Origin of the sequence: Sphingomonas abietis, from assembly GCF_027625475.1 — a bacterium.
Classification (GTDB): Bacteria; Pseudomonadota; Alphaproteobacteria; order Sphingomonadales; family Sphingomonadaceae; genus Solisphingomonas; species Solisphingomonas abietis.
The window spans coordinates 2,714,303-2,737,155 of sequence record NZ_CP115174.1 but is presented as its reverse complement, the minus strand read 5'-3'; the positions used below and the strand labels follow the sequence as shown (position 1 = coordinate 2,737,155).

20 protein-coding genes are annotated in these 22,853 nt (G+C 68.1%); 11 read left to right on the top strand and 9 right to left on the bottom strand.

Annotated elements, in window-relative coordinates; translation table 11 throughout:
* Nucleotides 1-106: 106 nt before the first annotated feature.
* Complete coding sequence (locus PBT88_RS12980) at nt 107-2,527, bottom strand: TonB-dependent receptor (RefSeq protein WP_270075762.1); 2,421 nt, start codon at nt 2,525-2,527, stop codon at nt 107-109.
* A gap of 133 nt (nt 2,528-2,660) precedes the next feature.
* A complete protein-coding gene (locus PBT88_RS12975) occupies nt 2,661-3,986 on the bottom strand; it encodes an NAD(P)/FAD-dependent oxidoreductase (RefSeq protein WP_270075761.1) in 1,326 nt (441 codons plus the stop codon).
* Between the two features lie 74 nt (nt 3,987-4,060).
* Here PBT88_RS12975 and PBT88_RS12970 point away from each other — a divergent pair, with 74 nt between their 5' ends.
* Nucleotides 4,061-5,152 (top strand): ABC transporter substrate-binding protein, encoded by a 1,092-nt coding sequence (locus PBT88_RS12970; protein ID WP_270075760.1) that lies wholly within the window; start codon nt 4,061-4,063, stop codon nt 5,150-5,152.
* A 7-nt stretch (nt 5,153-5,159) separates the two neighbouring features.
* Here the strand turns inward: PBT88_RS12970 and PBT88_RS12965 are convergent, their stop codons facing one another.
* Nucleotides 5,160-5,495, bottom strand: a complete 336-nt coding sequence (locus tag PBT88_RS12965; protein ID WP_270075759.1) for a hypothetical protein — start codon at nt 5,493-5,495, stop codon at nt 5,160-5,162.
* Between the two features lie 217 nt (nt 5,496-5,712).
* Between PBT88_RS12965 and PBT88_RS12960 the strand changes: the two genes are divergently transcribed.
* Nucleotides 5,713-6,393, top strand: a complete 681-nt coding sequence (locus PBT88_RS12960; RefSeq protein ID WP_270075758.1) for a PAS domain S-box protein — start codon at nt 5,713-5,715, stop codon at nt 6,391-6,393.
* A 30-nt stretch (nt 6,394-6,423) separates the two neighbouring features.
* On the opposite strand, the gene PBT88_RS12955 is transcribed toward PBT88_RS12960, so the two are convergent.
* Both PBT88_RS12955 and PBT88_RS12950 read right to left on the bottom strand, forming a co-directional pair.
* Nucleotides 6,424-7,041, bottom strand: a complete 618-nt coding sequence (locus PBT88_RS12955; RefSeq protein WP_270075757.1) for a GntR family transcriptional regulator — start codon at nt 7,039-7,041, stop codon at nt 6,424-6,426.
* 62 nt (nt 7,042-7,103) lie between these two features.
* The gene (locus PBT88_RS12950; protein ID WP_270075756.1) at nt 7,104-9,032 is read right to left on the bottom strand and encodes an NAD(P)/FAD-dependent oxidoreductase; all 1,929 of its coding nucleotides are present in this window, start codon (nt 9,030-9,032) and stop codon (nt 7,104-7,106) included.
* Nucleotides 9,033-9,223: 191 nt separating this feature from the next.
* Here PBT88_RS12950 and PBT88_RS12945 point away from each other — a divergent pair, with 191 nt between their 5' ends.
* Nucleotides 9,224-9,583 (top strand): GFA family protein, encoded by a 360-nt coding sequence (locus tag PBT88_RS12945; RefSeq protein WP_270075755.1) that lies wholly within the window; start codon nt 9,224-9,226, stop codon nt 9,581-9,583.
* Between the two features lie 14 nt (nt 9,584-9,597).
* Here the strand turns inward: PBT88_RS12945 and kynU are convergent, their stop codons facing one another.
* The 4 genes from kynU to cydD are packed head-to-tail and all read right to left on the bottom strand — an operon-like array spanning nt 9,598 to nt 14,999.
* The gene (gene kynU / locus PBT88_RS12940) at nt 9,598-10,812 is read right to left on the bottom strand and encodes a kynureninase (RefSeq protein WP_270079254.1); all 1,215 of its coding nucleotides are present in this window, start codon (nt 10,810-10,812) and stop codon (nt 9,598-9,600) included.
* Nucleotides 10,813-10,844: 32 nt separating this feature from the next.
* On the bottom strand, nt 10,845-11,654 hold the full coding sequence (locus PBT88_RS12935; protein ID WP_270075754.1) for a tryptophan 2,3-dioxygenase: 810 nt from the start codon (nt 11,652-11,654) through the stop codon (nt 10,845-10,847).
* A 52-nt stretch (nt 11,655-11,706) separates the two neighbouring features.
* Nucleotides 11,707-13,338 carry an amino acid ABC transporter ATP-binding/permease protein gene (locus PBT88_RS12930; RefSeq protein ID WP_270075753.1) on the bottom strand — a complete coding sequence of 544 codons (1,632 nt, stop codon included), beginning with the start codon at nt 13,336-13,338 and terminating at the stop codon, nt 11,707-11,709.
* Nucleotides 13,335-14,999 (bottom strand): thiol reductant ABC exporter subunit CydD, encoded by a 1,665-nt coding sequence (cydD, locus tag PBT88_RS12925; protein WP_270075752.1) that lies wholly within the window; start codon nt 14,997-14,999, stop codon nt 13,335-13,337. Before cydD ends, PBT88_RS12930 begins: the two co-directional genes overlap by 4 nt.
* A gap of 122 nt (nt 15,000-15,121) precedes the next feature.
* On the opposite strand from cydD, the gene PBT88_RS12920 reads away from it, so the two are divergent.
* From PBT88_RS12920 to PBT88_RS12885, 8 genes are all read left to right on the top strand, one after another.
* On the top strand, nt 15,122-16,735 hold the full coding sequence (locus tag PBT88_RS12920; protein WP_407696459.1) for a cytochrome ubiquinol oxidase subunit I: 1,614 nt from the start codon (nt 15,122-15,124) through the stop codon (nt 16,733-16,735).
* A gap of 25 nt (nt 16,736-16,760) precedes the next feature.
* A complete protein-coding gene (gene cydB, locus PBT88_RS12915; protein ID WP_270075751.1) occupies nt 16,761-17,900 on the top strand; it encodes a cytochrome d ubiquinol oxidase subunit II in 1,140 nt (379 codons plus the stop codon).
* 23 nt (nt 17,901-17,923) lie between these two features.
* Complete coding sequence (cydX, locus tag PBT88_RS12910; protein WP_270075750.1) at nt 17,924-18,046, top strand: cytochrome bd-I oxidase subunit CydX; 123 nt, start codon at nt 17,924-17,926, stop codon at nt 18,044-18,046.
* 122 nt (nt 18,047-18,168) lie between these two features.
* Nucleotides 18,169-18,882: a Crp/Fnr family transcriptional regulator gene (locus PBT88_RS12905; protein ID WP_270075749.1), complete on the top strand. Its 714-nt coding sequence runs from the start codon at nt 18,169-18,171 to the stop codon at nt 18,880-18,882.
* Nucleotides 18,863-20,296 carry an oxygen-independent coproporphyrinogen III oxidase gene (gene hemN, locus PBT88_RS12900; RefSeq protein ID WP_326521539.1) on the top strand — a complete coding sequence of 478 codons (1,434 nt, stop codon included), beginning with the start codon at nt 18,863-18,865 and terminating at the stop codon, nt 20,294-20,296. Before PBT88_RS12905 ends, hemN begins: the two co-directional genes overlap by 20 nt.
* Nucleotides 20,296-21,471, top strand: coding sequence for a 5-demethoxyubiquinol-8 5-hydroxylase UbiM (gene ubiM / locus PBT88_RS12895; RefSeq protein WP_270075748.1), 1,176 nt, complete (start codon nt 20,296-20,298; stop codon nt 21,469-21,471). The genes hemN and ubiM overlap by 1 nt, the downstream gene beginning before the upstream one ends.
* A gap of 4 nt (nt 21,472-21,475) precedes the next feature.
* Nucleotides 21,476-21,886 (top strand): group II truncated hemoglobin, encoded by a 411-nt coding sequence (locus PBT88_RS12890; RefSeq protein WP_270075747.1) that lies wholly within the window; start codon nt 21,476-21,478, stop codon nt 21,884-21,886.
* A 114-nt stretch (nt 21,887-22,000) separates the two neighbouring features.
* A complete protein-coding gene (locus PBT88_RS12885; protein ID WP_270075746.1) occupies nt 22,001-22,765 on the top strand; it encodes a sterol desaturase family protein in 765 nt (254 codons plus the stop codon).
* The last annotated feature ends 88 nt before the right edge of the window (nt 22,766-22,853 follow it).

The window sequence follows — 22,853 nt, the reverse complement described above, 5'->3', positions numbered from 1 at the left end:
CTCGCGCGGAACGGGCGTGGCAAGGCAGCTGCGGACGGGGCGGGGGGCTGGATCGTCATCCCCGCCTCATGCCATCCGGCGCCCCCCTTTGGAACCGCTCGTTCCGCTACATCCGATAGCTGGCGGTGAGGCCGACCGTGCGCGGGCGCCAGGTGCGATCGGTGTAGAGCAGGGTGTCGATGCCCTGATGGGTGCGATCGAGCAAAGGCGCCGAATCGAGCAGATTGTCGACGAACAGCGAGATGTTCATGCCGCCGACGAGCGCGCCGGCGCGCAGGCCGACGAAGTGGGTGGCGTCCGAGCTGACGATACCGGGGTCGTAGCTGGCGATCGCGTTCGGATCCATTTCCTTGGTGCGCTTGCTGCGGCTGGCATATTGATAGTCGACGCGGGCATAGCCCCGTTCGCCGAATGCCGGGAAATCATATTGCGCGCCGAGGCTGACCGTCCACGGTGCCCCGCCGAGGCTGTCGCCCTTCACCGCGAGGATCGAGGTCGGCGATTCATATTGCGCGGTCTTGGTGTAGCGGCTGTCGGTATAGCCCATCGCCATGTCGAGGGTGACGCCGGGCAGCGGCGATCCGGTCAGCTGGATGTCGAAGCCGCGCGCCCGCGCCTTGCCGAGATTGTCGATATACATGATCGCGCATTCGGGCAGGGTGACGAACTGCTGGATGCCCTTCCACTGGATGGTGAAGGCGCTCGCCTCGATCGAGAGCTTGCGATCGAACAGCTTGTTCTTGGTGCCGACCTCGAAGCTGTCGACCGTGTCGGACTTGTAGGAGGACGGCGCGCCCTTGATGCCGAGCCCGTCGAAATCGTCCGAGCAGGCGTCATAGGGCACCGGCGCATTGGCGCCGCCGGGCCGGAAGCCGCGCGAATAGGTGCCATAGAGCAGGTCGTCGCGGTCGATCTGCCACGAGATATTGGCCTTGGGCAGGAACGGCGTGGAGCTGGTGTGGCCCGACGCATCGGTGCGCCCGTAATTCTGCGGGCCGTCGGCGAAGTTGACGAAGCTGTAGGTCACCTTCTCGAAGCGGCCGCCGCCGGTGACCGAGAGCGTGGGGGTGATGTGCCAGGTCACATCGGCGAAACCGGCGATCTGCTTCTCGCGGCTCTTCGACTGGTTGATGTAGCTGTCGCGCCCGTCATAGAGCGGCAGCGGGCCGTCATTGTCCGCCGCGGCGCCGAAATAATCCTCCAGCGACATGCCGAACAGCTGCTCGAACAACTGGTTGCCCTTGGGATCGACCAGCTCCTCGCGGCTCAGCTGATGCTGGTCTTGGTAGAAGATGCCGGCGACCCAGGTGATCGGCGCGCCGGGATTGGTCGACTGGATACGCACCTCCTGGGTGAAGATGCGCTGCTTGTTGGTGACGACGCTGGGGCTCAGATAATAATCGACGCTGGGATCGATGCCTTTCGCGGTCAGCAAGGGCGGGGTGTCGCCATTTGCGTCGGGCAGCCGGCCGTCGAGCGTCTGGTAGTAGGACAGGTCGTAGACCGTGCCGTCATAGCCCGAGACGTTGCGGCGCTTGAAGTAGCTGCTGTTGCTGACCACCTCGAAAGCGTCGGCCTTCCAGTCGAGCTTGAGCGCCGGCAGCACGAAATGATCGGGGTTGCGGCGATATTCGGGGCTCGAATCCTTGAACACGCCCCGGCCGGGATCGGACTGGCCCTCGACGTAGAAATCGTCGTCGGCAGTGAGCCGCTGCTGATACTGGACCGACGGGGTGATCTTGAAATTCTCGGCCGGCGCCCAGGTGAGCGCGCCGCGGATCACGGTGACGTTCGCGTAATTCGTGTTCTTGTCGAGCACATTGCCGTCATAGTCGGTCTTGTCGATCCAGCCGCTGTCGTGGCGGTGATAGGCGCTGATCCGGAAGCCGAGCTTGTCGTCCACGATCGGGCCGCCGATCGCCGAGCCGACCTCCCAGCTCATCCCGCCATGCGCGGTGCTGGAGACTTCGGCGCGGCTGTAGCTGGTATATTGGTCGAGCCCCGGCTGCGGCGTGATGTAGCGCACCGTGCCGCCCTCCGAGCCGGCGCCGAACAGCGTGCCCTGCGGCCCGCGCAGCACCTCGACGCGATCGAGATCGAAGATGGCGGGCAGGGTATCGTCGGAATCGAAGCCGAGATTGCGGATCTGGATCGGCGTGTCGTCGATATAGATGCCGGTGGTGCCGGCGCCGGCGTTGGACGAGATGCCGCGGATGGCGATCTGGTTCGATCCGTTGTCGAACTGGAGGCCCGGCGTGAAGCGGGCGACGTCGGCCAGCGTCTTGGCGCCCTTGAGGTCGAGCGCCTGCTGGTTGAACGCGCTGATGCTGATCGGCACCTTGGAGATCGATTGTTCGGTGCGGGTCGCGGTGACGACGATCTCGCCGAACGGCGCCGGTTCGGGCGGCCCGGCCTTGGGCGGTGGCGTGGCCGAAGCGGCAGGCGGCGCGGCGGTGGTCGCCTGCGCGATCGAAGGTGCGGGCAGCGCAGCGAGCAGCAGGCCGCCGGACGCCCAAAATCCGCGCACGGCCGGATGATGGCGTGCAATATGTCGTGTCGCGATCATGCCCCAACCCCCTTGGTCTTCGCCTCGTTGGTGCCTCCTGCTATTGGCGTCTTGGTGCGCCTATCATGATGTGATCACAGATTTCGCGCGCCTGTCAATAGAGGCGGTCGCGCAGCGCCAGGAAGGACATCGCCGCGACCAGGGTCGGCCAGCGCATCAGCCGGCCGCCGGGGAAGCGCGGGATCGGCAGGCGGGCGAGGCGGGCATAATCGGCGTCGTCGCCGGTCATCGCATCGGCGACCAGCTTGCCGACATAGGGCGCCATCACCACCCCCAGCCCGGAGAAGCCGCCGATTGCGGTCATCCCCGGCTCGATCTCGCGCACGAAGGGCAGGCGGTTGGGCGTGATCGCCAGCGTGCCGCCCCAGCCATGATCGATCGCGACATCGGCAAGCTGGGGGAAGACCGCGAGCATGTGGCGGCGGACGAAGCCGGGGATGTCGGCGGGGAAGCGCCACGAATAATTTTCGCCGCCGCCGAACAGCAGGCGATGATCGGGTGTCATCCGGAAATAATAGACGACGAAGCGGGAATCGGAGACCGCATAGCCGTCGCGCACGATGGCGGCGGCGCGTTCGGCCCCGAGCGGAGCGGTGACCGCGACATAATTGTTGATCGGCATCACCCGCTGCTCGACCTGGGGGGCGAGGCCGCGCAGATAGCCGTTGCAGGCGATCAGCACCCGATCTGCGGTCACGCGGCCGCGCGGCGTCTCGATCCGCCAGCGATCACCTTTGCGGGCGAACGACAGCGCCGGGGAATGCTCGTGCAGGATGGCGCCGGCCGAGGCGGCGGCGCGCGCGATGCCGAGCGCGAAGTTCAGCGCGTGCAGGTGGCCGCCGCGCATGTCGAGCATCCCGCCATGATAGCCGGCCGAGCCGACGAGGTGGCGCGCCTCCTCGGCATCGATCGCCCGAACATGCTCATAGCCGTAGCGCTCACGTAGATGATCGACATGGGCGTGGGTGTGGCGGACATAGCCGGCGCGATGATCGACGTGGAGATAGCCGGGCGTGAAATCGCAGGCGGCGCCCTGATCCGCGATCAGCCAATCGAGATGGGCGCGGGCATTGAGCGCCATCCGCCACAGCGCGTGGGCATCGTCGGCGCCGAGATGCTTTTCCAGCCATTCCTGCTCGCGCCGCATCCCGACATGGACCTGGCCGCCATTGCGGCCGGAGGCGCCCCAGCCCAGCCGATCGGCCTCCAGCAGCACGACCTTGCGGCCGGCACGGGCGAGATGCAGCGCCGCCGACAGGCCGGCATAGCCGCCGCCGATGACGCAGATCTCGGCCTCCGCCTCGCCGGCGAGCGGTGGTGCATCCGGCGCGGGGGCGCGGGTCGCCGCGTACCAGCTCGGCGGATAGAGGCCCTTGGCCGATATCGCCGCATCGTCGCTGATCCGATCGCTCGCCCGCACACGCCCTCCCGTTGACCGCTTCGCCGATGCACCATAGCCTGCGATCGCAGATATTCATACGGGAGCCCGCTGCCATGACTCCGCCCGCCGCACCGCCGTCCTTCGCGCCCTCGCGGCGCGGTTTCCTCGCCGGGGTGGGGGCATCCGCGGTCGGGCTGACATTCACCGGGCTCGCCGGCTGCCATCGCGCGCCGCCGGGCAAGCATCTCAATTTCTACAATTGGGATACCTATATCGGGAAGACCACGCTCCAGGATTTCAAGGCGGCGAGCGGCGTCACCGTCGACATGAGCCTGTTCTCCAACAATGACGAGCTGTTCGCCAAGCTGCGCGGCGGCAACCAGGGCTATGACGTGATCGTGCCGACCAATGATTTCGTCCAGCGCATGGCGGCGGCCAACATGCTGGAGCCGCTCGATCACGCCAAGATCCCCAACCTGAAGAATATCGCGCCCGACTTCCTGAATCCGCCGTTCGATTTGGGGCGGAAATGGTCGATGCCTTACACCTGGCTGGTGCTCGGCCTCGGCTATCGCAAGTTGAAGATCCAGGGCGTGCCGGACGACTGGAAATGGGTGTTCGATTCGCCGCAATATAAGGGCCGCATCGGCCTGCTTTCGGAAGCCGGCGATCTGGTGCGGCTGGTGCTGCAATATCTCGGCTACCCGATGAACACCGCCGATCCGGTGGCGCTCAGGAAGGTCGAGGAGCTGCTGATCCGGCAGAAGCCCAATATCGCCGTGTTCCACGACGATAATGGCCAGGATCTGCTGCTGTCCGGCGATATCGACATCGTCATCGAATATAATGGCGACATCGCGCAGGTGATGCGGGAGGACAAGGATCTCGATTTCGTGGTGCCCCGGCAGGGCAGCCAGATCTCGTCCGATTGCCTGTGCATTCCCAAGGGCGCACCCAACCCCGATCTGGCGCATGAGTTCATCAACTATCTGCTCGATGCCAAGGCCGGCGCGGAGATTTCGCAGACGATCCGCTATCCGACCCCCAACGCCGCCGCCAAGGCGCTGATGGGCCCGGATTATCGCGACAATCCGGTGATCTTCCCGCCGCAGTCGATCCTCTCGAAATGCGATTACGCCACCTACAATGGCGAGGCGCTGTCCCGCCAATATGAGGATATCATCACACGGGTGCGCGCGGCCTGACGGCGGCTCAGGCGACGAGCGCTTCCAGATGGCCGATGATCGTCGCCCAGGCGAGCATGGCGTCGCCCGATGCCGCGACGAGCTGGGCGCGCGCCACCGCCTCTGCGCGATCGCCGAACCGATCGATCATGGCGCGTGCGAAATGATCGAGCGGCCGGTCCTCCGTCGATGCCGGGCGCTGCTCGCCGAGGCGGGCCTCCAGCCGATCGTCCAGCGCATCCAGCGCGGCGACGAGATGGGCGGCGGCGATATGCTCGCCATAATGATCGAGTCGGCCGAGAATCCCGAGCATCTGCTGTTTTATGGCGAGGAGCGAGATATCCGACAGCACGCTCCCGACCATGGCAGACTCCCGATGGCACGACCCGAATCGTGCGTCATTCCTCGCAACACCAATCTCCGGCGCTCTCCGTCAGTGAAAGCTGTCCGCAGCCCGATTATTAACCATGTTAGCAAAGATTCGGGCTTTGGATAGCGTAGTTATCCCGCGGCGATCAGGGCATGGTCTAATCGGGCGCTTGCCGCTGGCGATGAACGTTCTGCCGTTGTATGCTCGCCCGATGATGGTTCCCGGCCATGTCCTGATCGATGCCGAAGGGCATCTGCTCAGTTGCGACCAGGGTTTTTGCGATATTCTGAGGGCAGAGCCGGCCTCGGTCGTCGGTCGCCTCGTCCAGGATGTGACGGCGCCGGCCGATCGCGAGGAATGCGCTGCCGCCATCGCCAGGCTACGCGCCACGCGCAAGCCTTTCCAGATCTCCAAGCGCTTCCTGCGCGACGATGGATCGCTGGTGTGGGTGGCCAATTCGGTGTCGATGATCGAAGGCGCGGTCGGCCCCGCGCTGATCGTCGCCACGATCAATCCGATCGTCGATACCGGCGAGGATCGGGCGCCGGCCCGCTTGCTGTCGTCGGCGCATTTCCTGGTGACCTGCAAGAATGATCGCGCGTCGATCTGCGACGTCTCGCTGTTCCCCGATACCGCGTGGGACGCCATGCTCGCCGCCTATATCGCAGAGGCCGAGGGGCGCTCGATCGACGTGGCGGCGCTGTCCGCCCAGCTCGATATCTCGCCGGTCCGGGCCGGGCGCTGGATCGCGATCCTGCTGCGGCAGGGCGTGATCGAGATCGAGACCCGGCGGGCCGACGCCTATGCGCCGAAGAGTTTCCGGCTGACCGCCGCCATCCACGCGCGGCTGGAGGATCATCTGTCCCGCGTCGATCTGCAATCCCAGCGATGACCGCCTGAACCCGGCCGGCTGCGGGGCGCCTCAGGCGCTCGGGCTGGTCTCGACGTCGATCAGCCCCTGTCCGTCGGCGATGTCGGCCCGGATCGCCTCGCGCAGCCCTTCGGCGTCGCCGCGCGCGATCGCGTCCATCGCCTGCTGGTGCTGGTCGACCAGCCGTGCGGTGCCGACCCGGCCATAGACGACCCGCATCAGCGGGCCGAAGCGCATCCACAGGGTCTCGATCATCCGGGTCAGCACGCCATCGCCGCGCGCGCGGTAGATCAGGAAGTGGAAGGCGTAGTTATTCTCCATATAGGCGTTGACGTCGCCGCTCTCGAGCGCCGCGTCGATCGCGGCGTCGGCGGCATGGAGCGCGCGCGTCAGCTTCGCGTCGATCGCGGGGAGCGCCAGCGCGGCGGCCTCGGGTTCGAGCAGCAGGCGGCAGTGCATCACCTCCTCCAGCCGCTCGGCGGTCATCGTCGGCACCATGATCTTGCGCTTGGAGCGGATATCGACCGCGCCCTCTGCGGCGAGGCGCGAGAGCGCGTCGCGCACCGGCATCTGGCTGACGCCGAGCTGCTGGGCGAGCCCACGCGTCGAGATGCCGACGCCGGGCGCGATCCGGCCGGTGATCAGGCGGTGGCGCAGCTCGTCATACACGCCGGCACGCAGCGTGACTTCACCCTGCTGCGCCCGGTCGGTCCTGGAGTCGTCGGTCTTGATCAGCTCAATAGCTCCCCGATGGCGCGGTGCGCCTGGTCGATTGCGCTGCTTGTATAAGCGGCGCGACCGGAATCCGCATTGGCGATCGCGATGCGGCCGAATCTTTTCCGGGCGACGACATGGGGCTGCTCGTCCTCAGGCAGCACCGGCTCCCACAGCGGGTTGAATTCCGGCGCATAGCCGTGCGGCCAGCGGTTGACGGTGATGCCGGTGATGTCGCGATCGGGATCGAAGCCGCCGCCGGCCAGCGCGGCGCCCATCTCGGCGCGGACATGCCGTTCGAAGGTCTCGAACGGGGTCTGGAGCAGGGCCATGCGGCCGACGCGGTTCTGGTCGAATTCGGGAAGGCCGGGCTCGCATGGGATATGCTCCATCCGCACCACCGTCGGCATGGACGGATCGCGCGGCGTCGCATAGCCGCCGACATCGACCACCTCGTTGAGCCCGTAATCGGTGAAGAAGCAGCCCGGCGCATAGACGCGCGAGATCTTGAGCGCCTCGAACGCCTGCCGATTGGCCAACTCGACCGAGGTGTAGACCAGAGGCGCCTTGACCAGATCGTGCAGCGCCGCCTGCTGCGCGTCGGGCAGTTCCGGCACGATATAGGGGATCATCATGTTCCACGAGGCCATCACCACGCGCGCCGCGTGGACGGTCTTCAGGTCCATGCCGGTGACGTAGGTGATCGCCACCGCCTTGGCGGTCTCGGGATCTCCGACATGGTGGACGGCGAGCGCGATCGAGGAGAGGCGGATGCGCACCGGCTGGCCGGGCCGATCGAGCTGGCTGTAATCGGCCTGCGCCAGCACGCTGTCGGCGGCGTCCCGGCCGGGCAGCGCCTCGGGAATCAGCGCGCGGACGAGCAGCCGCGCGATGGTGGCGTTGCCATCGGGGAAATGGAGCGCGTAGCTGCCGCCGGTGTCGGCATAGCCCATCGGGGTATAGCCCATGCGCGGGATGCTGCCCTTGTCGAGCTTCAGCCCGGCGAAGCCGGGGAAGTTCATGCCCCACGCATCCAGCGCGGTGATGCCGTCGATGCCGACCCCCCACCAGCCCTGCGATCGCGGCTGGAAATAGGCCAGCGCCGCCGGATCGGCCTTCGCATAATCGGCGAGATAGGCCTTGTAGGAGATGCGGCTGAGCCGGTCCTTCTTCTCGGCCGAGGTCATGCCCGGCATCCAGTCCGCCCCGCCGCTTTCGATCGCGGCGATGTCGGCCTTGGCCTTGTCCGACAGCGGCGCCTTGGCGAGCACTTCGGGCCATGGCCTGTGGTCGGCGCCGGTCGCCAGATAGTCGGCGCCGAAGGTCGCCTTGTCGAAGAAGACGGCGTGGCCGAGCCCGCGCGACCTGTAAGCGCCCTCCTTCTCGATCCCCTTCATCGCCTCGACGTCCAGCCCGATCGCCTTGAGCAGCCCATCGGCTTGCGGGCTGTAGGGGCGGGGGCTGTCGATGCCGAGCGTGCCGCCATTGCAGAGCAAAGTCGGCGAACCGGCCGGGCGGAACTCGTTGCGCTTGGCGTGGCCGCCGAAATCGTCATGGTTTTCGAGGATCAGGATGCGGGCGCCGGGCTTGGCCTCGCGGAAGAAATGCGCCGCCGCCAGTCCGCTGATCCCGCCGCCGACGACAACCAGATCGTAGCGCTCGCCGGTATCGACCGGCTCGCCCCGGCCGGGATGGCCGCCGTCGCGCAGCACATGGGCCTGCTCGAACGCGCCGGGATGCGATCCCCGCATCCCGGTGTGCAGCGGCGGATAGGTGGCGGCGATCCCGCCCGCCGATGCCGTCCCGGTGCCGGCGATGGCGGACGCGCCGCCCGGCGCCAGGCCCGCCGCCGTGATCCCTGCCGTGCCGACCGCGACGCCGTTGACGAAGTCCGCCGGGTGATCGTTCCGCGCATATCTGCCCCCATCCCGGACTGTCGCCCGCAATCTAAGATCACAGTTTGCGGCCTGTCAAACGGACTTCCTTCTTCCGCTCCCATGAGCCCGTCGACGGGCTGGATACCGTTACGCCAAGAAAGGGCGGGGGCTTCGACGGCCTCAGCCCGAACGGTGCAGAAGACGAGGGTAAGGCGGTGTCGGGGGTTTCACGATCTCGTCCGCTCGGCTAGGTCGCCGACATGAAGATGATCAAGGTGGAAGGCGGCTGCCATTGCGGCACGGTTCGCTTCGAGGCGGTGGTGGATGGCCCCGAGGTCGAGGTGCTCGATTGCGAATGCGAGATTTGCCGGATGACCGGCTATCTCCACCTGATCGTGCCGGACGACCGCTTCAAGCTCACCGAGGGCCAGCGCGACACCACCACCTATCGCTTCGGCACCGGCCGCGCGCGCCACATCTTCTGCAAGCAATGCGGGATCAAGAGCTTCTATCGCCCGCGCTCGCACCCGGAAGGGATCAGCATCCACTGGCATTGCCTGGATGAAGGGCATGGCCTCACCGCCAGCATCGTCAAGTTCGACGGCGTATATCCGGGCTGAGCACCATATCCGGCTCAGGTGACCGCGGCGCGCTGCTGGAAGCGTGCTTGCCGCCATTCGCCGGTTTGCAGGACGTCGCGCAGGATATCGACGCCGTGCCAGACGTCGGCATAGCCGACATAGAGCGGCGTGAAGCCGAAGCGCAGGATATCGGGGGCGCGGAAATCCCCGATCACGCCGCGCGCGATCAGCGCCTGCATGATCGCATGGGCCTCGGCGTGGCGGAGCGAGACATGGCTGCCCCGGGCGGCCGGATCGCGCGGCGTCGCCAGCGCCAGCCCGTGCCCGGCGCAGCGCTGTTCGACGAGAGCGATGAACAGCGTGGTCAGCGCCTCCGATTTGGCGAAGAGCGCGGCCCGATCGGCCTCGAGCATCAGATCGACGCCGGTTTCGAGCGCGGACAGGCCGAGGATCGGCGGCGTGCCGCACAGGAAGCGCGAGACGCCCGGCGCCGGCGCATAGTCATCCTCGAAGCGGAAGCCGGCGGCATGGCCCATCCATCCGGTCAGCGGCGAGGACAGCGTCGCCTGAAGATGCTCGGCGACATAGAGGAAGGCCGGCGCGCCGGGGCCGCCATTGAGATATTTATAGCCGCAGCCGACCGCCAGATCGACCTGATCGGCACGCAGGTCGAGCGCCACCGCGCCGGTGCTGTGGCTGAGATCCCAGAGCGCCAGTGCGCCATGATCATGGGCGCGCCGGGTCAGCGCCGCCATGTCGAAGCGCGCGCCGCTCTTGTAGTGGACATGGGTGAGCATCAGCACCGCCGTCGTCGCGTCGATGGCGTCGGCGATTCGCTCGCGCGGGACGGATCGCACCTCGATACCGGGCAGCAGATCGGCGACCCCTTGCGCGATGTAGAGGTCGGTCGGGAAATTGCCGGGTTCGGTGAGGATGACGCGCCGCCCCGGCCGTGCCCGCACGGCGGCGACGAGCAGCTTGTAGAGATTGGCCGAGGTCGAATCGGCCACCAGCACCTCATGCGTTTGGGCACCGATCAGCCGGGCGATCTTGGCGCCGACCCGCTGCGGCGCGCCGATCCAGTCGGCGTCGTTCCAGCTGCGGACGAGGCCCTGGCCCCATTCCTCGGTGACAGTGCGCGCGATGCCGGCGGCGGTGTCGACAGGCAGCGCGCCCAGCGAATTGCCGTCGAAATAGCGGATGCCGTCGGGCAGCGCGAAGCGCGCGCGGAACGGCCGCAGCGGGTCCGCCGCGTCGCGCCGGTGCATTTCATCCAGCGAGGGGAAGGCCGGTTCGGCGGTCACAGCGTCGTCCTCACCGCGAGCAGTTCGGGGAAGAAGACCTGCTCGATCACCTTGGCGAGATAGGCGACGCCGGCCGTGCCGCCGGTGCCGCGCTTGAAGCCGATTACCCGCTCCACCGTCTTGAGATGGCCGAAGCGCCAGAGCTGGAAGCGATATTCCAGATCGACCAGCTTCTCGGCCAGCTCGTAGAGATCCCAATAGGTATCGGACTGCTGATAGACGCGCGTCCAGCAGGCCTCGACCTCCGGCGAAGGGACATAGGGCTGGCTGACGTCGCGGCGCAGCACCGCCTCCGACAGCGGCAGGCCGCGTCGCGCCAGCAGCCGCAGCGCCTCGTCATAGAGGCTGGGTTCGTGCAGGGCGGTGGCGAGGCTGGCATGGACGGCGGGCTCGTCGGCGAAGACATCGAGCATCCGGGCGTTCTTGTTGCCCATCAGAAACTCGATCCGCCGATATTGATCGGACTGGAAGCCGGACGAACTGCCCAGCGTGCCCCGCATCCGATCATAATCCACCGGCGTCATCGTCGCCAGTATCTCCCAGGACTGGATCATCTGCGCCTGGATGCGCGAGACGCGCGACAGCATCTTGAGCGCGGGGGGAATCGCATCGCGGGCGATATGCGATCGCGCCGCCTCCAGTTCGTGGATGCACAGCTTCATCCAGATCTCGGACGACTGGTGGATCGCAATGAACAGCAGCTCGTCATGCGCGTCCGACAGCGGGCTCTGGCAATCGAGCAGCTCGGGCAGGCGCAGATAGCTGCGATAGGTGATCTTTGCGGTCGGCGGTTCGGCAGGGTCCATCGCGGCATCTTATCCGCTGCCGGCCCGAAATGCGTTCGAATTCTGCCGGCGCTCAGGCGGCTTCCTGATGGCGGGCGCAGATCGTCGCTGCCGTGATCGCCAGGGTCCGCCCGGCCGATGCGACGAGCTGCGGGCGATGGGATATCGCGATCACGCCCTGGCCGGTGAGGTGGACGCGACGGAACAGGCGTTCGATGACGAGGCTTTCCGTGCCGGGGTCGAGCCCCTCCGTCGGCTCGTCGAGCAGCAGCCACGGCGCCGTCGAACAATAGGCGCGGGCGAGGGCGAGGCGGCGACGCTCGCCACCGGACAGGCGCGCGCCATTCTCCCCGATCCAGTCGTCCAGCCCGAGCGCGAACTCCCGCACCCGGTCGTCCAGCGCCGCGGTGTAGAGCGCGACCCACAATTCCTCCTCGGTGGCGGCCGGGTTGGCGAGCAGCAGGTTCTGGCGCACCGTTCCCGACAGCAAGGCGGCATCCTGCGGCACCCAGGCGAAGCAGCACCGCGCGGCGCCCGCCGGCGCGGTGGCGAGGTCCATGCCGTCGATCAGGATCGCCCCTGGCGCCGCGTCGCGCAGGCCGACCATTGTCTCGATCAATGTCGTCTTGCCTGCCCCCGAAGGGCCGACCAGGGCGACATGCTCGCCGGGTTCCAGCAGGACGGGGGTGAGGCCGGGCAGCGCGATGTCGGGGGCGTCGAGGAAGGAGAAACTGGCCGGCCGGGCGGTGGCCGCCGCCGTCGCGAAGATCGGCGCCAGCCGGGCCTCCGCCTCGATCAGCCGCCCGCGTTCGGCGGCGGCGCGGAGCAGCGGCGCGGCGCCATCGATGGTCATCGCGGCGGCGAGCGCCGCCAGCGCCGCGATCGGCGCCCCGGCCGGGATCGACAGGATCAGCGCCGAGGCGGCCGCCAGCCCGAGGGCGCCGGCATGGAGCAGCTCGAACCATCCCGATACCCGTGCCTGCCGGCGCTGGGCCTCCGTCGCGATCCGGCTGGCGGCGGCGATGCGCGCCTCGGCCCAGCCTTCGAGGCCGAAGCAGCGCAGTTCGGCGGTCGCGTCGAGCAGCATCGCGACCTCCTGCTTCAGCGCGCCGGTGCTGGTCTGGACGTCACGGGCGGGCGCGCCGAGGCGGCGCGACAGCCGGTCGCCCGCGACGAGCAGCAGGAGGGCGCACAGCCCGGTCGCCACCGCCGGCTGCCATCCACCGATCAGCGCCAGGCACAGTCCGGCGACCAGCGCCGCCGCAGCGCCCCATGGCGTGGAGAGGCGGACGAAGCGGGCTTCGATGGCATCGACATCGCCCACCATCCGCGCCGTCGCCTCGCCGGTGCCGAGCGCCAGCGCGTCGGCGACCGGGCTGCCGGCGATCGCGCGGAACAGCGCCGGGCGGATGCGGGCGAGGGCGGCGAAGGCGGCGTGATGGCTGGCCAGCCGCTCGCCGTAGCGCGCGCCGGTGCGGACGATGGCGAGCAGCCGGATCGTGGCGCTCGGCAGCATGTAGTTGAAGCCCTGCGCCGCGACGATGCCGGCCGAGCCGGCCAGCGCCGCCGCGGTGATGAACCAGCCGGACAGACCGAGCAGCAGCACCGAGGCGGCGGCGACCAGACCGGCCATCGCCGCGGCCCGCAGCAGCATCGGGCGCTGCGCGCGCTGTTCGGCGACGATCAGGGTGTCGAAGGCGGTCATGCCGCCTCTCCCAGCCGGATCACGCGATCGGCGATCGCCGCCAGTGTCGCGCTGTGGGTGGCGATGATCGTGGTGCGGCCGTTGCGCGCCTGGGCGATGGTGGCGACCAGCGCGGCCTCGGCGGGGCCGTCGAGATGGGCGGTCGGCTCGTCGAGCAGCAGCAGCGGCGCCGGCTTGAGCAGCGCGCGGGCGAGCGCGATCCGGCGGCGTTCACCGCCCGAAAGGCCGCTACCCCGCGCGTCGATCGGGGTGTCGAGCCCCTGCGCGCGCTGGGCCAGCGTCGCTTCCAGCCCCGCCCCGCGCACCGCCCTGTCGATCGCGGCACCGGGAGCGTCCGGGCAGGCGAGCAGCAGATTGTCGCGGATCGTGCCGGGCACGAGCAGCGGATGCTGGCCCGCCCAGCTCGCCAGGGCGGCGGCACTGCCGAGGGTGGCGAGGCTGGTGCCGTCGATCTCGACATCGCCGGCGCTGAGCGGCGCGAGGCCGAGCAGCAGATGGAGCAGGCTGGTCTTGCCGCTGCCGGACGGGCCGAGCAGCGCCACCGTCTCGCCCGGTGCGATACCGAGATACAGATGCTCGATCGCCGGGCGATCCTCGCCGGGATAGAGGATCGTGACGCCGCGATAATCGATGCGGATCGGCCCGTGCGCGGGGGTGGCGCGCGGACATGCGGCGGGCATTTCGGCGAGGATCGGCGCGAGGCGATCGGCCGCCGTCTCCGCTGCCTGCTTGTCGTGATAGCTCGCCGCCAGCCGCCGCATCGGCCCGTAAAATTCCGGCGCCAGCGCCAGCACGAACAGGGCATGGCCGAGATCGAGCTGCTCAGACACGCGGAAGGGCAGCAGATGGAGCAGGTTGAACCCGGCATAGACCGCGACCAGCGCGACTGACAGCGCCGCGAAGAATTCGAGCGAGGCCGACGACAGGAAGGCGACGCGCAATACCCGCATCGTGCGGCGGGCCAGTTCGTCGGCCGCCCGGCCGATCGCGGCCGCCTCGCGATCCTCGGCCCGATAAGCGAGCAGGATCGGCAGCGCCCGGATGCGGTCGGCGAAGCGGCTGGAGAGGCGGGACAGGGCATCGAACTGCCGCCGCGATTCGTCCGCCGCCGCGCCGCCTGCCAGCGCCATGGCGAGCACGAACGGAACCAGCGTGGCGATCATGATCCCGGCCGCGATCGGGCTGGCCGGCGCGGTTGCGGCGATCACCAGCAGCGGCGCCAGCGCGGCGGCGCGGCGGGCAGGCAGCAAGCGCGCCACATGACCGTCGAGCGCATCGACCTCGTCGACCGCCGCCGTCATCAGCGCGCCGACGGTCATCTCCGATCCGGGCGCCCGGTGGAGCGCGGCCTCGATCACGCGGCCCCGCATGGCGCGTTTGGTGGTTTCCGCACCGGCCGCGCCGATCCGCACCGCGATCATCGCCGAAACGCCGCGCGCGCCACCGGCCGCCACCATCAGCCCGGCCCAGGGCAGGCACGCCGTCCAACCCTGCGGAATCCGTGCCACCGCGGTGGCCAGTCCGGCGGCGAAGCCGATCGCGGCGAGGGTGTCGGCGAGCAGCAGCGTGGCGGTGCCGCGGGTCCGGCCGCCAACCGCTGCCGTTTTCAGCCAGAGGGTGCGGGCGCGGGCCGCGCGCTTGTCGAGAGGGATGGCGTTCATGGGCGACGTCTCGCTGATGCGCCCGTGCCCCGTCTTTGACGATGGTCAATGTCGGAAACGCGCCACGCGCATAAGAAATCGTCTGCAAACGGAGCCATGAACGGGCTCCGGGGAGACTATCCATGCCCATTGAAGCAGGTGTCATCGACCTGTCGCGGCTCCAGTTCGCGCTGACCGCCCTCTATCACTTCCTGTTCGTGCCGCTGACGCTCGGGATGAGCTTCATGCTCGTCATCATGGAGTCGGTGTATGTGATGACCAATCGGCCGATCTGGCGCGTCATCACGCGCTTTTGGGGAAAGCTGTTCGGCATCAACTTCGTGCTGGGCGTCGCGACCGGGCTGACCATGGAATTCCAGTTCGGCACCAACTGGTCCTATTTCTCGCATTATGCCGGGGACATCTTCGGTGCGCCGCTGGCGATCGAGGGCCTGATGGCCTTCTTCCTGGAGGCGACGATGGTCGGCGTGATGTTCTTCGGCTGGGGCCGGATGAGCAAGCTCGCGCATCTGATCGTCACCTTCCTGGTGGCGCTCGGCACCAATTTGTCGGCGGTATGGATCCTGATCGCCAATGGCTGGATGCAGAATCCGGTCGGCGCGACCTTCAATCCCGAGACCATGCGGATGGAGGTGAGCGATTTCGGGCAGGTGCTGTTCAACCCGATCGCGCAGGCCAAGTTCGTCCACACCGTCAGCGCCGGCTATGTCTGCGCCTCGGTGTTCGTGCTGGCGATCTCCGCCTTCTATCTGTTGCGTGGCCGCTGGGTGAACGTCGCCCGGCGTTCGATGGTGGTGGCGGCCGCGTTCGGCCTCGCCTCCTCGCTGTCGGTGGTCGTGCTCGGCGACGAGAGCGGCTATGCGCTCACCGACAACCAGAAGATGAAGCTCGCCGCGATCGAGGCGGCCTGGCACACCGCGCCGGCACCGGCCGGCATCACCCTGGTCGGCTGGCCCGACGTCCATGCCCGCACCACCCGCTATTCGGTGGAGGTGCCCTGGGTGCTCGGCCTGATCGCGACCCGCAGCCTCGACAAGGAGGTGACGGGCATGTCCGAACTGGTGCTGAAGGCGCAGGAGCGGATCAGCTCGGGCGTGATCGCCTATGATGCGGTGCAGCAGCTCAAGCGCGATCCCGCCAATGTCGCGGAGCGCGCCCGGTTCGAGCTGCACAAGCGCGATCTCGGCTATGCGCTGCTGCTCAAGCGCCACGTCGCCGATCCGCGCATGGCCAGCCCGCAGCTAATCGCCGCGACCGCATGGGACGTGGTGCCGAACGTGCCGCTGATGTTCTGGGCGTTCCGGACCATGGCGTTCATCGGTTTCTACATGATCGCGCTGTTCGCCACCGCCTTCGTGCTGGCCAGCACCCGCCGGCATGACCGCACCCGCTGGTTCCTGAAGCTCGCTTTGTTCTCGTTGCCGCTGCCCTGGGTGGCGATCGAACTGGGCTGGGTGCTGGCCGAGGTCGGCCGCCAGCCCTGGGCGATCGACGGCGTGCTGCCGACCTTCCTGGCGAGTTCGTCGCTCACCCGCGGGATGTTGTGGACGACGATCGTCGGCTTCACCGCGCTGTACGGCACGATGGCGGTGATCGAGGTGCGGCTGATGCTGGCGTCGATCCGCAAGGGGCCGTTCGAGCATGGGGAGGACCATGCCGAGGATGGCGGGTTCGGACCCGGCATCCCGCCCGCCAGCCCGCCCGCCAGCCCGCCCGTCACGCCGCTCACCGCCTGAGCCCTTCGGACAAGGAACAGGAATCATGTTCGACTATGAAGTCCTTCGCCTGATCTGGTGGGCGCTGCTCGGCGTCCTGCTGATCGGCTTCGCCCTCACCGACGGCTATGATCTCGGCGTCGCGGCGCTGCTGCCCTGGGTGGCGCGCACCGACACCGAGCGCCGGATGGTGATCAACAGCGTCGCTCCCAATTGGGAGGGCAACCAGGTGTGGTTCATCCTCGGCGGCGGCGCGATCTTCGCGGCGTGGCCGTTCGTCTACGCGGTCAGCTTCTCCGGCTTCTACCTTGCCATGTTCGTGGTGCTGGCCGCCTTCATCCTGCGGCCGGTCGGCTTCAAATATCGCTCGAAGCGGCCCGATCCGGCATGGCGCACCCGCTGGGACTATGCGCTGTTCGTCGGCGGCTTCGTGCCGGCGCTGGTGTTCGGCGTCGCCGTCGGCAACGTCCTCTCGGGTGCGCCCTTCCGCCTCGATAGCGATCTGCGAACCTTCTACGAGGGCAGCTTCCTCGGGCTGTTCACGCCGTTCACCCTGCTGTGCGGGCTGCTCTCGGTAGCGATGCTGGTGGTGCATGGATCGGCCTGGATCGCGATCCGTACCGAGCATGGCCCGGTCAATGACCGCGCCCGCCGCTTCGGCACGATCGCGGCGATCGCCTCGATCCTGCTGTTCGCGATCGGCTGGGCGTTCGTCGCCTATGGCGATCTCGGCTTCCGGATCGCCGGCCCGGTCGATCCGTTCGGCCCGTCCAATCCGATGCGGACGACCAGCGCGGCGAGCGCGGGGGCATGGCTCGCCAATTACGGCACCTATCGGTGGATGACGATCGCGCCGGTGCTGGGTTTCGCAGGCGCGCTGTTCGCGCTGATCGGCATCAACCGGCGGCAGGAGACGCTGGCGCTGGCGGGATCGTCCGCCTCGGCGCTGGGGATCATCGCGACGGTCGGCCTGTCGATGTTCCCGTTCATCCTGCCGTCGAGCATCGACGCCCATTCCAGCCTGACCGTCTGGAACGCCTCGTCGAGCGAGAAGACGCTGGGGATCATGCTGTTCGTGACCGTCGTGCTGCTGCCGATCGTGCTGGCCTACACCGCCTGGGCGTTCAGGGTGATGTGGAGCCGGATCACCAGCGACGATGTCCGCACCAACCCCGATTTCTACTGACCTCTCGCGAAGGAGCACCTGCCATGTGGTATTTCACCTGGATATTGGGCCTGGGCCTCGCCGTCGGCTTCGGTGTCCTCAACGGCATCTGGTATGAATTCGATCAGCCGGCCGAAGAGGGCGGTGACGCGCCCGACCACCACTGAACCACCAGCCCGCGGGCATCACGGGAGCGGCCGACGGATCGATCGGCCGCTCCCGCTCGATTGTTTGCGCCGCAGCAAATTGCTGTCTGACAAATCGGTCATCTCGGTCTATAGCCAAGGTCATGGCAGTCACCGAGATATGTGTGGATTGCGCCGTGCGCGATCAGGCCCTGTGCGGAAGCCTCACCGATGCCGAGTTGGGCGCGCTCAACCGGCTGGGCCGACGACAGACCATCGCCCGCGGCGAAACGGTGATCTGGGCAGGCGACGAAAGCATCATCTGCGGTAATTTGCTGGAAGGCGTGCTCAAGCTCAGCGCGTCGAGTTCCGATGGCCGCGAGCAGATCGTCGGCTTGCTCTACCCCGCCGATTTCGTCGGCCGGCCTTATGCCGACGATGCCGATTTCACCGTCACGGCGCTGACCGATGCCGAATTGTGCGTGTTCCCCCGCAAGACCTTCGAGGGTCTGCTCGAGGATCATGTGCGGATGGAGCGGCTGTTGCTCCAGCGGACCTTCGCGGCGCTGGGCGAGGCGCGGTCGCGAATGCTGATGCTGGCCCGCAGCTCGGCGGAGGAGCGGGTGGCGAGCTTCCTGCTCGGCATGGCGGATCGTGCGGGCAGTGCCAGCTGCCGGGCGATGCCGGACGGCCCCGTGACCTTCGATCTGCCGCTGACCCGCGGCCAGGTGGCGGACGTGCTGGGCCTGACCATCGAGACGGTCAGCCGCCAGATGACCAAGCTGAAGGCGGCCGGCGTGATCAGCCTGCCGGGCGGGCGGGCGGTCACCCTGCGCGATCGTGACGCCCTGCGCGCGCGTGCCGAGGCCGCGTCCTGATCCCTGGGGGACGCTGCTGGCTTTGATCGGGATCAAGGACGGCGCGGGCATCCGGGCGGAAGACAGCGCCATGCAGCGCTATATTCCCGATCTCGCGAGCCGCTCCGTACCGCGCTATACCAGCTATCCCACGGCGGCGGAGTTCAGGGGCGATGTCGGCGCCGCGCAGCAGCGCGACGCGATCGCGGCGATCGCGCCCGGATCGCCGGTCTCGCTCTACGTCCACATCCCCTATTGCCGCCAGATCTGCTGGTATTGCGGCTGCAACACCGGCCCGGTCGGGCGCGGGCAGCGGCTGACCGCCTATCTCGCCGCGCTGGAGGCGGAGATCGCGGCCGTCGCGCCGCTGTTGCGCGGGCAGGTCGTCACCATCCATTTCGGCGGGGGCAGCCCCAATGCGCTGCCGCCGGCGGGCTTTGCGGCATTGGTCGCTACGCTTCGGGCGAACTTCGGTGGAGCGGCCACCGCGACGATCGCGGTCGAGCTCGACCCGCGCGACATGGACCGGGCCTATGCGGAGGCCCTGGCGGCGGCCGGCGTCACCCGCGTCAGCCTCGGCGTGCAGACCTTCGCGCCGCGCGTGCAGGCGCTGATCAACCGCATCCAGCCTTATGAGGCGGTGGCGCAGGTGGTGGCCGATCTGCGCGCGGCCGGCATCGCCGAGATCAACTTCGATCTGATGTACGGCCTGCCCGGCCAGACCCTGCGCGACATCGGGGAGACGCTGGACCTCGCGCTCGGCCTCTCCCCCAGCCGTGTCGCGATGTTCGGCTATGCGCATATGCCACGCCTGCTCGGCCGCCAGCGGATGATCGACACCGCCGCGCTACCCGATGCGGCGGCGCGCTTCACCCAGAGCGTGCTGGCATTCGATCGGCTCGGGCAGGCCGGCTATGTCGCGATCGGCTTCGATCATTTCGCGCGGCCGACGGACAGCATCGCCATTGCCGCCGAAGCCGGGCATTTGCGCCGCAATTTCCAGGGCTTCACCGATGAACCGGCCGATGCGATCATCGGCCTCGGTGCATCCGCGATCAGCCAGTTCGACGGCCTGCTGGTGCAGAATGAGAAGCATGTCGGCGATTATCGCGATCTCGTCGGTGCCGGTGGCTTGGCCGGGGTGCGCGGCATCGTGCGCACCGCCGACGATCAGCTGCGCGGCACGATCATCGAGCGGCTGCTGTGCGACGGGACGGTCGACGTCGCCGCGGTCGCGATAGCGCATGGCGCGAAGCCCTGCGCCTTCGCCAGCGCGTTGCCCGCGCTCCAGCAATTCGGCCGGCTCGGCGTCGCGACGCTGTCGGGCTGGCGGGTGAGCGTGCCGCCCGATGCGCGGGCCTATGCGCGGCTCGTCGCCAGCGCCTTCGACATCTATCGGCAGCCGGATCGGCAGCGTTTCAGCCAGGCAATATAATGAAGACCATCGAAAGCGACATCGTCATCGCCGGCGCCGGGCCGGCCGGGCTCGCCTTTGCGCGCTCGCTCGCGGGGAGCGGCCTGTCGGTCGCGCTGATCGAGCGGCAGAGCCTGCCAGGCCTGGCGCATCCGGCGAGCGACGGGCGCGAGATCGCGCTGACCCACCATTCGGTCGGCATCCTGCGCGATCTCGGCGCATGGGAGCATATCGATCCGGCGGACATCGCCCCGCTGCGCGGCGCCCGCGTGCTGAACGGCGGCTCACCCTTCGCGCTGTCGTTCGATCCGGAGGAGGACGGTGGCGAATTGGGGCAGCTGGTCTCCAACCACCATATCCGGCGGGCGCTGTTCCGGAGCGTGGTGGAGCAGCCGCAGCTGCATTTCCTCGCCGGGACCGGGGTGATCTCGGTCAAGGCCGGCCGTACCGGCGTGACCGTCATGCTCAGCGACGGCCGGCGCTGGCGATCCCGGCTGCTGGTCGCCGCCGATTCCCGCTTTTCCGCAGTCCGCACCGCACTCGGCATCGGCGCGGAGATCAACCGGCTCGGGCGCTCGATGATGGTCTGTCGTGTCGATCATGAGCGCGATCACGCGGGCCTCGCGACCGAATGGTTCGCCCATGGCCAGACGATCGCGATGCTGCCGCTGAACGGGCGCACCTCGTCGGCGGTGCTGACCGCCTCGGCCGACGAGATCGGGATGCTCGAGACGCTCGATCGCGAGACCCTGGGGAGAGAGATCACCCGCCGCTACGAGTCCCGGCTGGGGACCATGCGGGTGGTCGACGGGCCGCATGTCTATCCGCTGGCGACGACCTGGGCGCGGCATTTCGCGGCGACCCGCGCGGCGCTGATTGGCGATGCGGCGGTGGGGATGCACCCTGTCACCGCCCATGGCTTCAATCTCGGCCTGCGCGGGCAGAAGACGCTGGCCACGCTGGTCCGCGATGCGGCGGGGCGGGGCGGGGACATCGCCTCGCCCTGGCTGCTGCGCCGCTACGAGGTGGCGCACCGGCTGGCGAGCCGCCCGCTTTATGCCGCCACCAATCTGCTCGTCCGCCTCTACACCGACGAGCGGTCGCCGGCCCGGCTGGCCCGCCACATGGTATTGCGCGCCGGCAACCGCCTCCCGCTGGTCCGCGGCGGTATCACCCAGTTGCTGATGCAGGATTGATCGAATGACGACCACCACGCCGCCCGCCACCGCCGCGAAGCCGCCCAGCCTGTTCGATCGGATCGGCGGCGAGGCGGGTGCCCGCCTGTTGGCCGATCGCTTCTACGATCTGATGGAGCAGCAGCCCGAATATGCCGAACTGCGCGCGATGCACGCGCCGGACCTCGCGCCCATGCGGGTATCGCTGACGCAATTCCTGTCGGCGTGGCTGGGCGGCCCGCGGACATGGTTCGAGGAGCGGCCGGGTGCCTGCATCATGTCCGCCCACCGCAGCATGGACGTCTCGCGCGAGACGGCGCGGCAATGGCTTCATGCGATGAGCCGGGCGATGGTCGAAACCGCGGTGGAGCCGGACCTCGGCCAGCAGATGCAACAGGCGATGACCCGCATGGGCAGCGCGATGATCGTCCGGTGATCGTCCGGTGATCGTCCGGCGAGCGCTCGCTGATCGCGTTTGACGGCCATCAAATCGTGCCGAGACGCGCACCGCTAACCGCCCCCGAGACCAAGGGCGAATGAGAGGTGCGCGATGAGCAGAGTAGAAAAAGCAGATGGCGAGCGCTTCTGGCGGCGGTCGCATCATCTCGACAAGATGACGTTCCGCGATCTGGTGGTCGCCTATTTCCAATATCCTGGCATCCTGACCTATCTCGGCCTGGTGGTCGCCTGCGTCGCGATCTTCCTGTGGCGGCCGGCGACGCCGCGCGCGACGCTCGCCACGATCGCACTGATCGTGCTCGCCTATCCGCTGATCTGGTATTCGTTGCACCGCTGGCTGCTGCACTGCCACTGGATGTTCAAGGTGCGGCCGCTCGCGGGCATCTGGAAGCGGATCCATTATGATCATCACCAGGATCCGCATCATCTCGAAGTGCTGTTCGGCGCGCTCTACACGACGCTGCCGACCCTGCTGATCGTGTCGGCGCTGCCCGGCTATCTGATCGGCGGCACCGGCGGTGCGGCGGCGGGCTTCGCGACCGGCATCCTCGTCACCTGCTTCTACGAATTCTTCCACTGCATCCAGCACCTCGCCTACAAGCCGCGGGTGAAATGGCTGGCGGTGATGAAGGTCCGCCATGTGGAACATCATTTTCACGACGAGGACGGCAATTTCGGCATCACCAATTTCGCGTGGGACCGCCTGTTCGGCACGCTCTATGCGCGCGCCGACCGGCCGAAGAGCGCGACGGTGTTCAACCTCGGCTATACCGCCGAGATGGCCCGCCGCTATCCCTGGGTGGCGCGCCGATCGACCGGCGCCGCAGCCGGTCGCGCGCGGCCCCGCCATCGTTGAGGCGACGGTGGTGCATCGGGGGCCGCGGCGCGACGCGGCCCCCGAAGCGAGCGGCCGGAACCGACACGGCCTCGATATGAGAAGAGCC

Bases quoted from the DNA above. Each gene is read 5' to 3' on its own strand.
- PBT88_RS12930 (WP_270075753.1), bottom strand. From the start codon at position 13,338: ATGACCGCCTTCGACACCCTGATCGTCGCCGAACAGCGCGCGCAGCGC.
- PBT88_RS12945 (WP_270075755.1), top strand. From the start codon at position 9,224: ATGAAGATGATCAAGGTGGAAGGCGGCTGCCATTGCGGCACGGTTCGC.
- PBT88_RS12920 (WP_407696459.1), top strand. From the start codon at position 15,122: ATGCCCATTGAAGCAGGTGTCATCGACCTGTCGCGGCTCCAGTTCGCG.
- PBT88_RS12960 (WP_270075758.1), top strand. From the start codon at position 5,713: ATGATGGTTCCCGGCCATGTCCTGATCGATGCCGAAGGGCATCTGCTC.
- cydB (WP_270075751.1), top strand. From the start codon at position 16,761: ATGTTCGACTATGAAGTCCTTCGCCTGATCTGGTGGGCGCTGCTCGGC.
- kynU (WP_270079254.1), bottom strand. From the start codon at position 10,812: ATGCACCGGCGCGACGCGGCGGACCCGCTGCGGCCGTTCCGCGCGCGC.
- cydD (WP_270075752.1), bottom strand. From the start codon at position 14,999: ATGAACGCCATCCCTCTCGACAAGCGCGCGGCCCGCGCCCGCACCCTC.
- PBT88_RS12890 (WP_270075747.1), top strand. From the start codon at position 21,476: ATGACGACCACCACGCCGCCCGCCACCGCCGCGAAGCCGCCCAGCCTG.
- cydX (WP_270075750.1), top strand. From the start codon at position 17,924: ATGTGGTATTTCACCTGGATATTGGGCCTGGGCCTCGCCGTCGGCTTC.
- PBT88_RS12905 (WP_270075749.1), top strand. From the start codon at position 18,169: ATGGCAGTCACCGAGATATGTGTGGATTGCGCCGTGCGCGATCAGGCC.
- PBT88_RS12885 (WP_270075746.1), top strand. From the start codon at position 22,001: ATGAGCAGAGTAGAAAAAGCAGATGGCGAGCGCTTCTGGCGGCGGTCG.
- ubiM (WP_270075748.1), top strand. From the start codon at position 20,296: ATGAAGACCATCGAAAGCGACATCGTCATCGCCGGCGCCGGGCCGGCC.
- PBT88_RS12935 (WP_270075754.1), bottom strand. From the start codon at position 11,654: ATGGACCCTGCCGAACCGCCGACCGCAAAGATCACCTATCGCAGCTAT.
- PBT88_RS12970 (WP_270075760.1), top strand. From the start codon at position 4,061: ATGACTCCGCCCGCCGCACCGCCGTCCTTCGCGCCCTCGCGGCGCGGT.
- PBT88_RS12965 (WP_270075759.1), bottom strand. From the start codon at position 5,495: ATGGTCGGGAGCGTGCTGTCGGATATCTCGCTCCTCGCCATAAAACAG.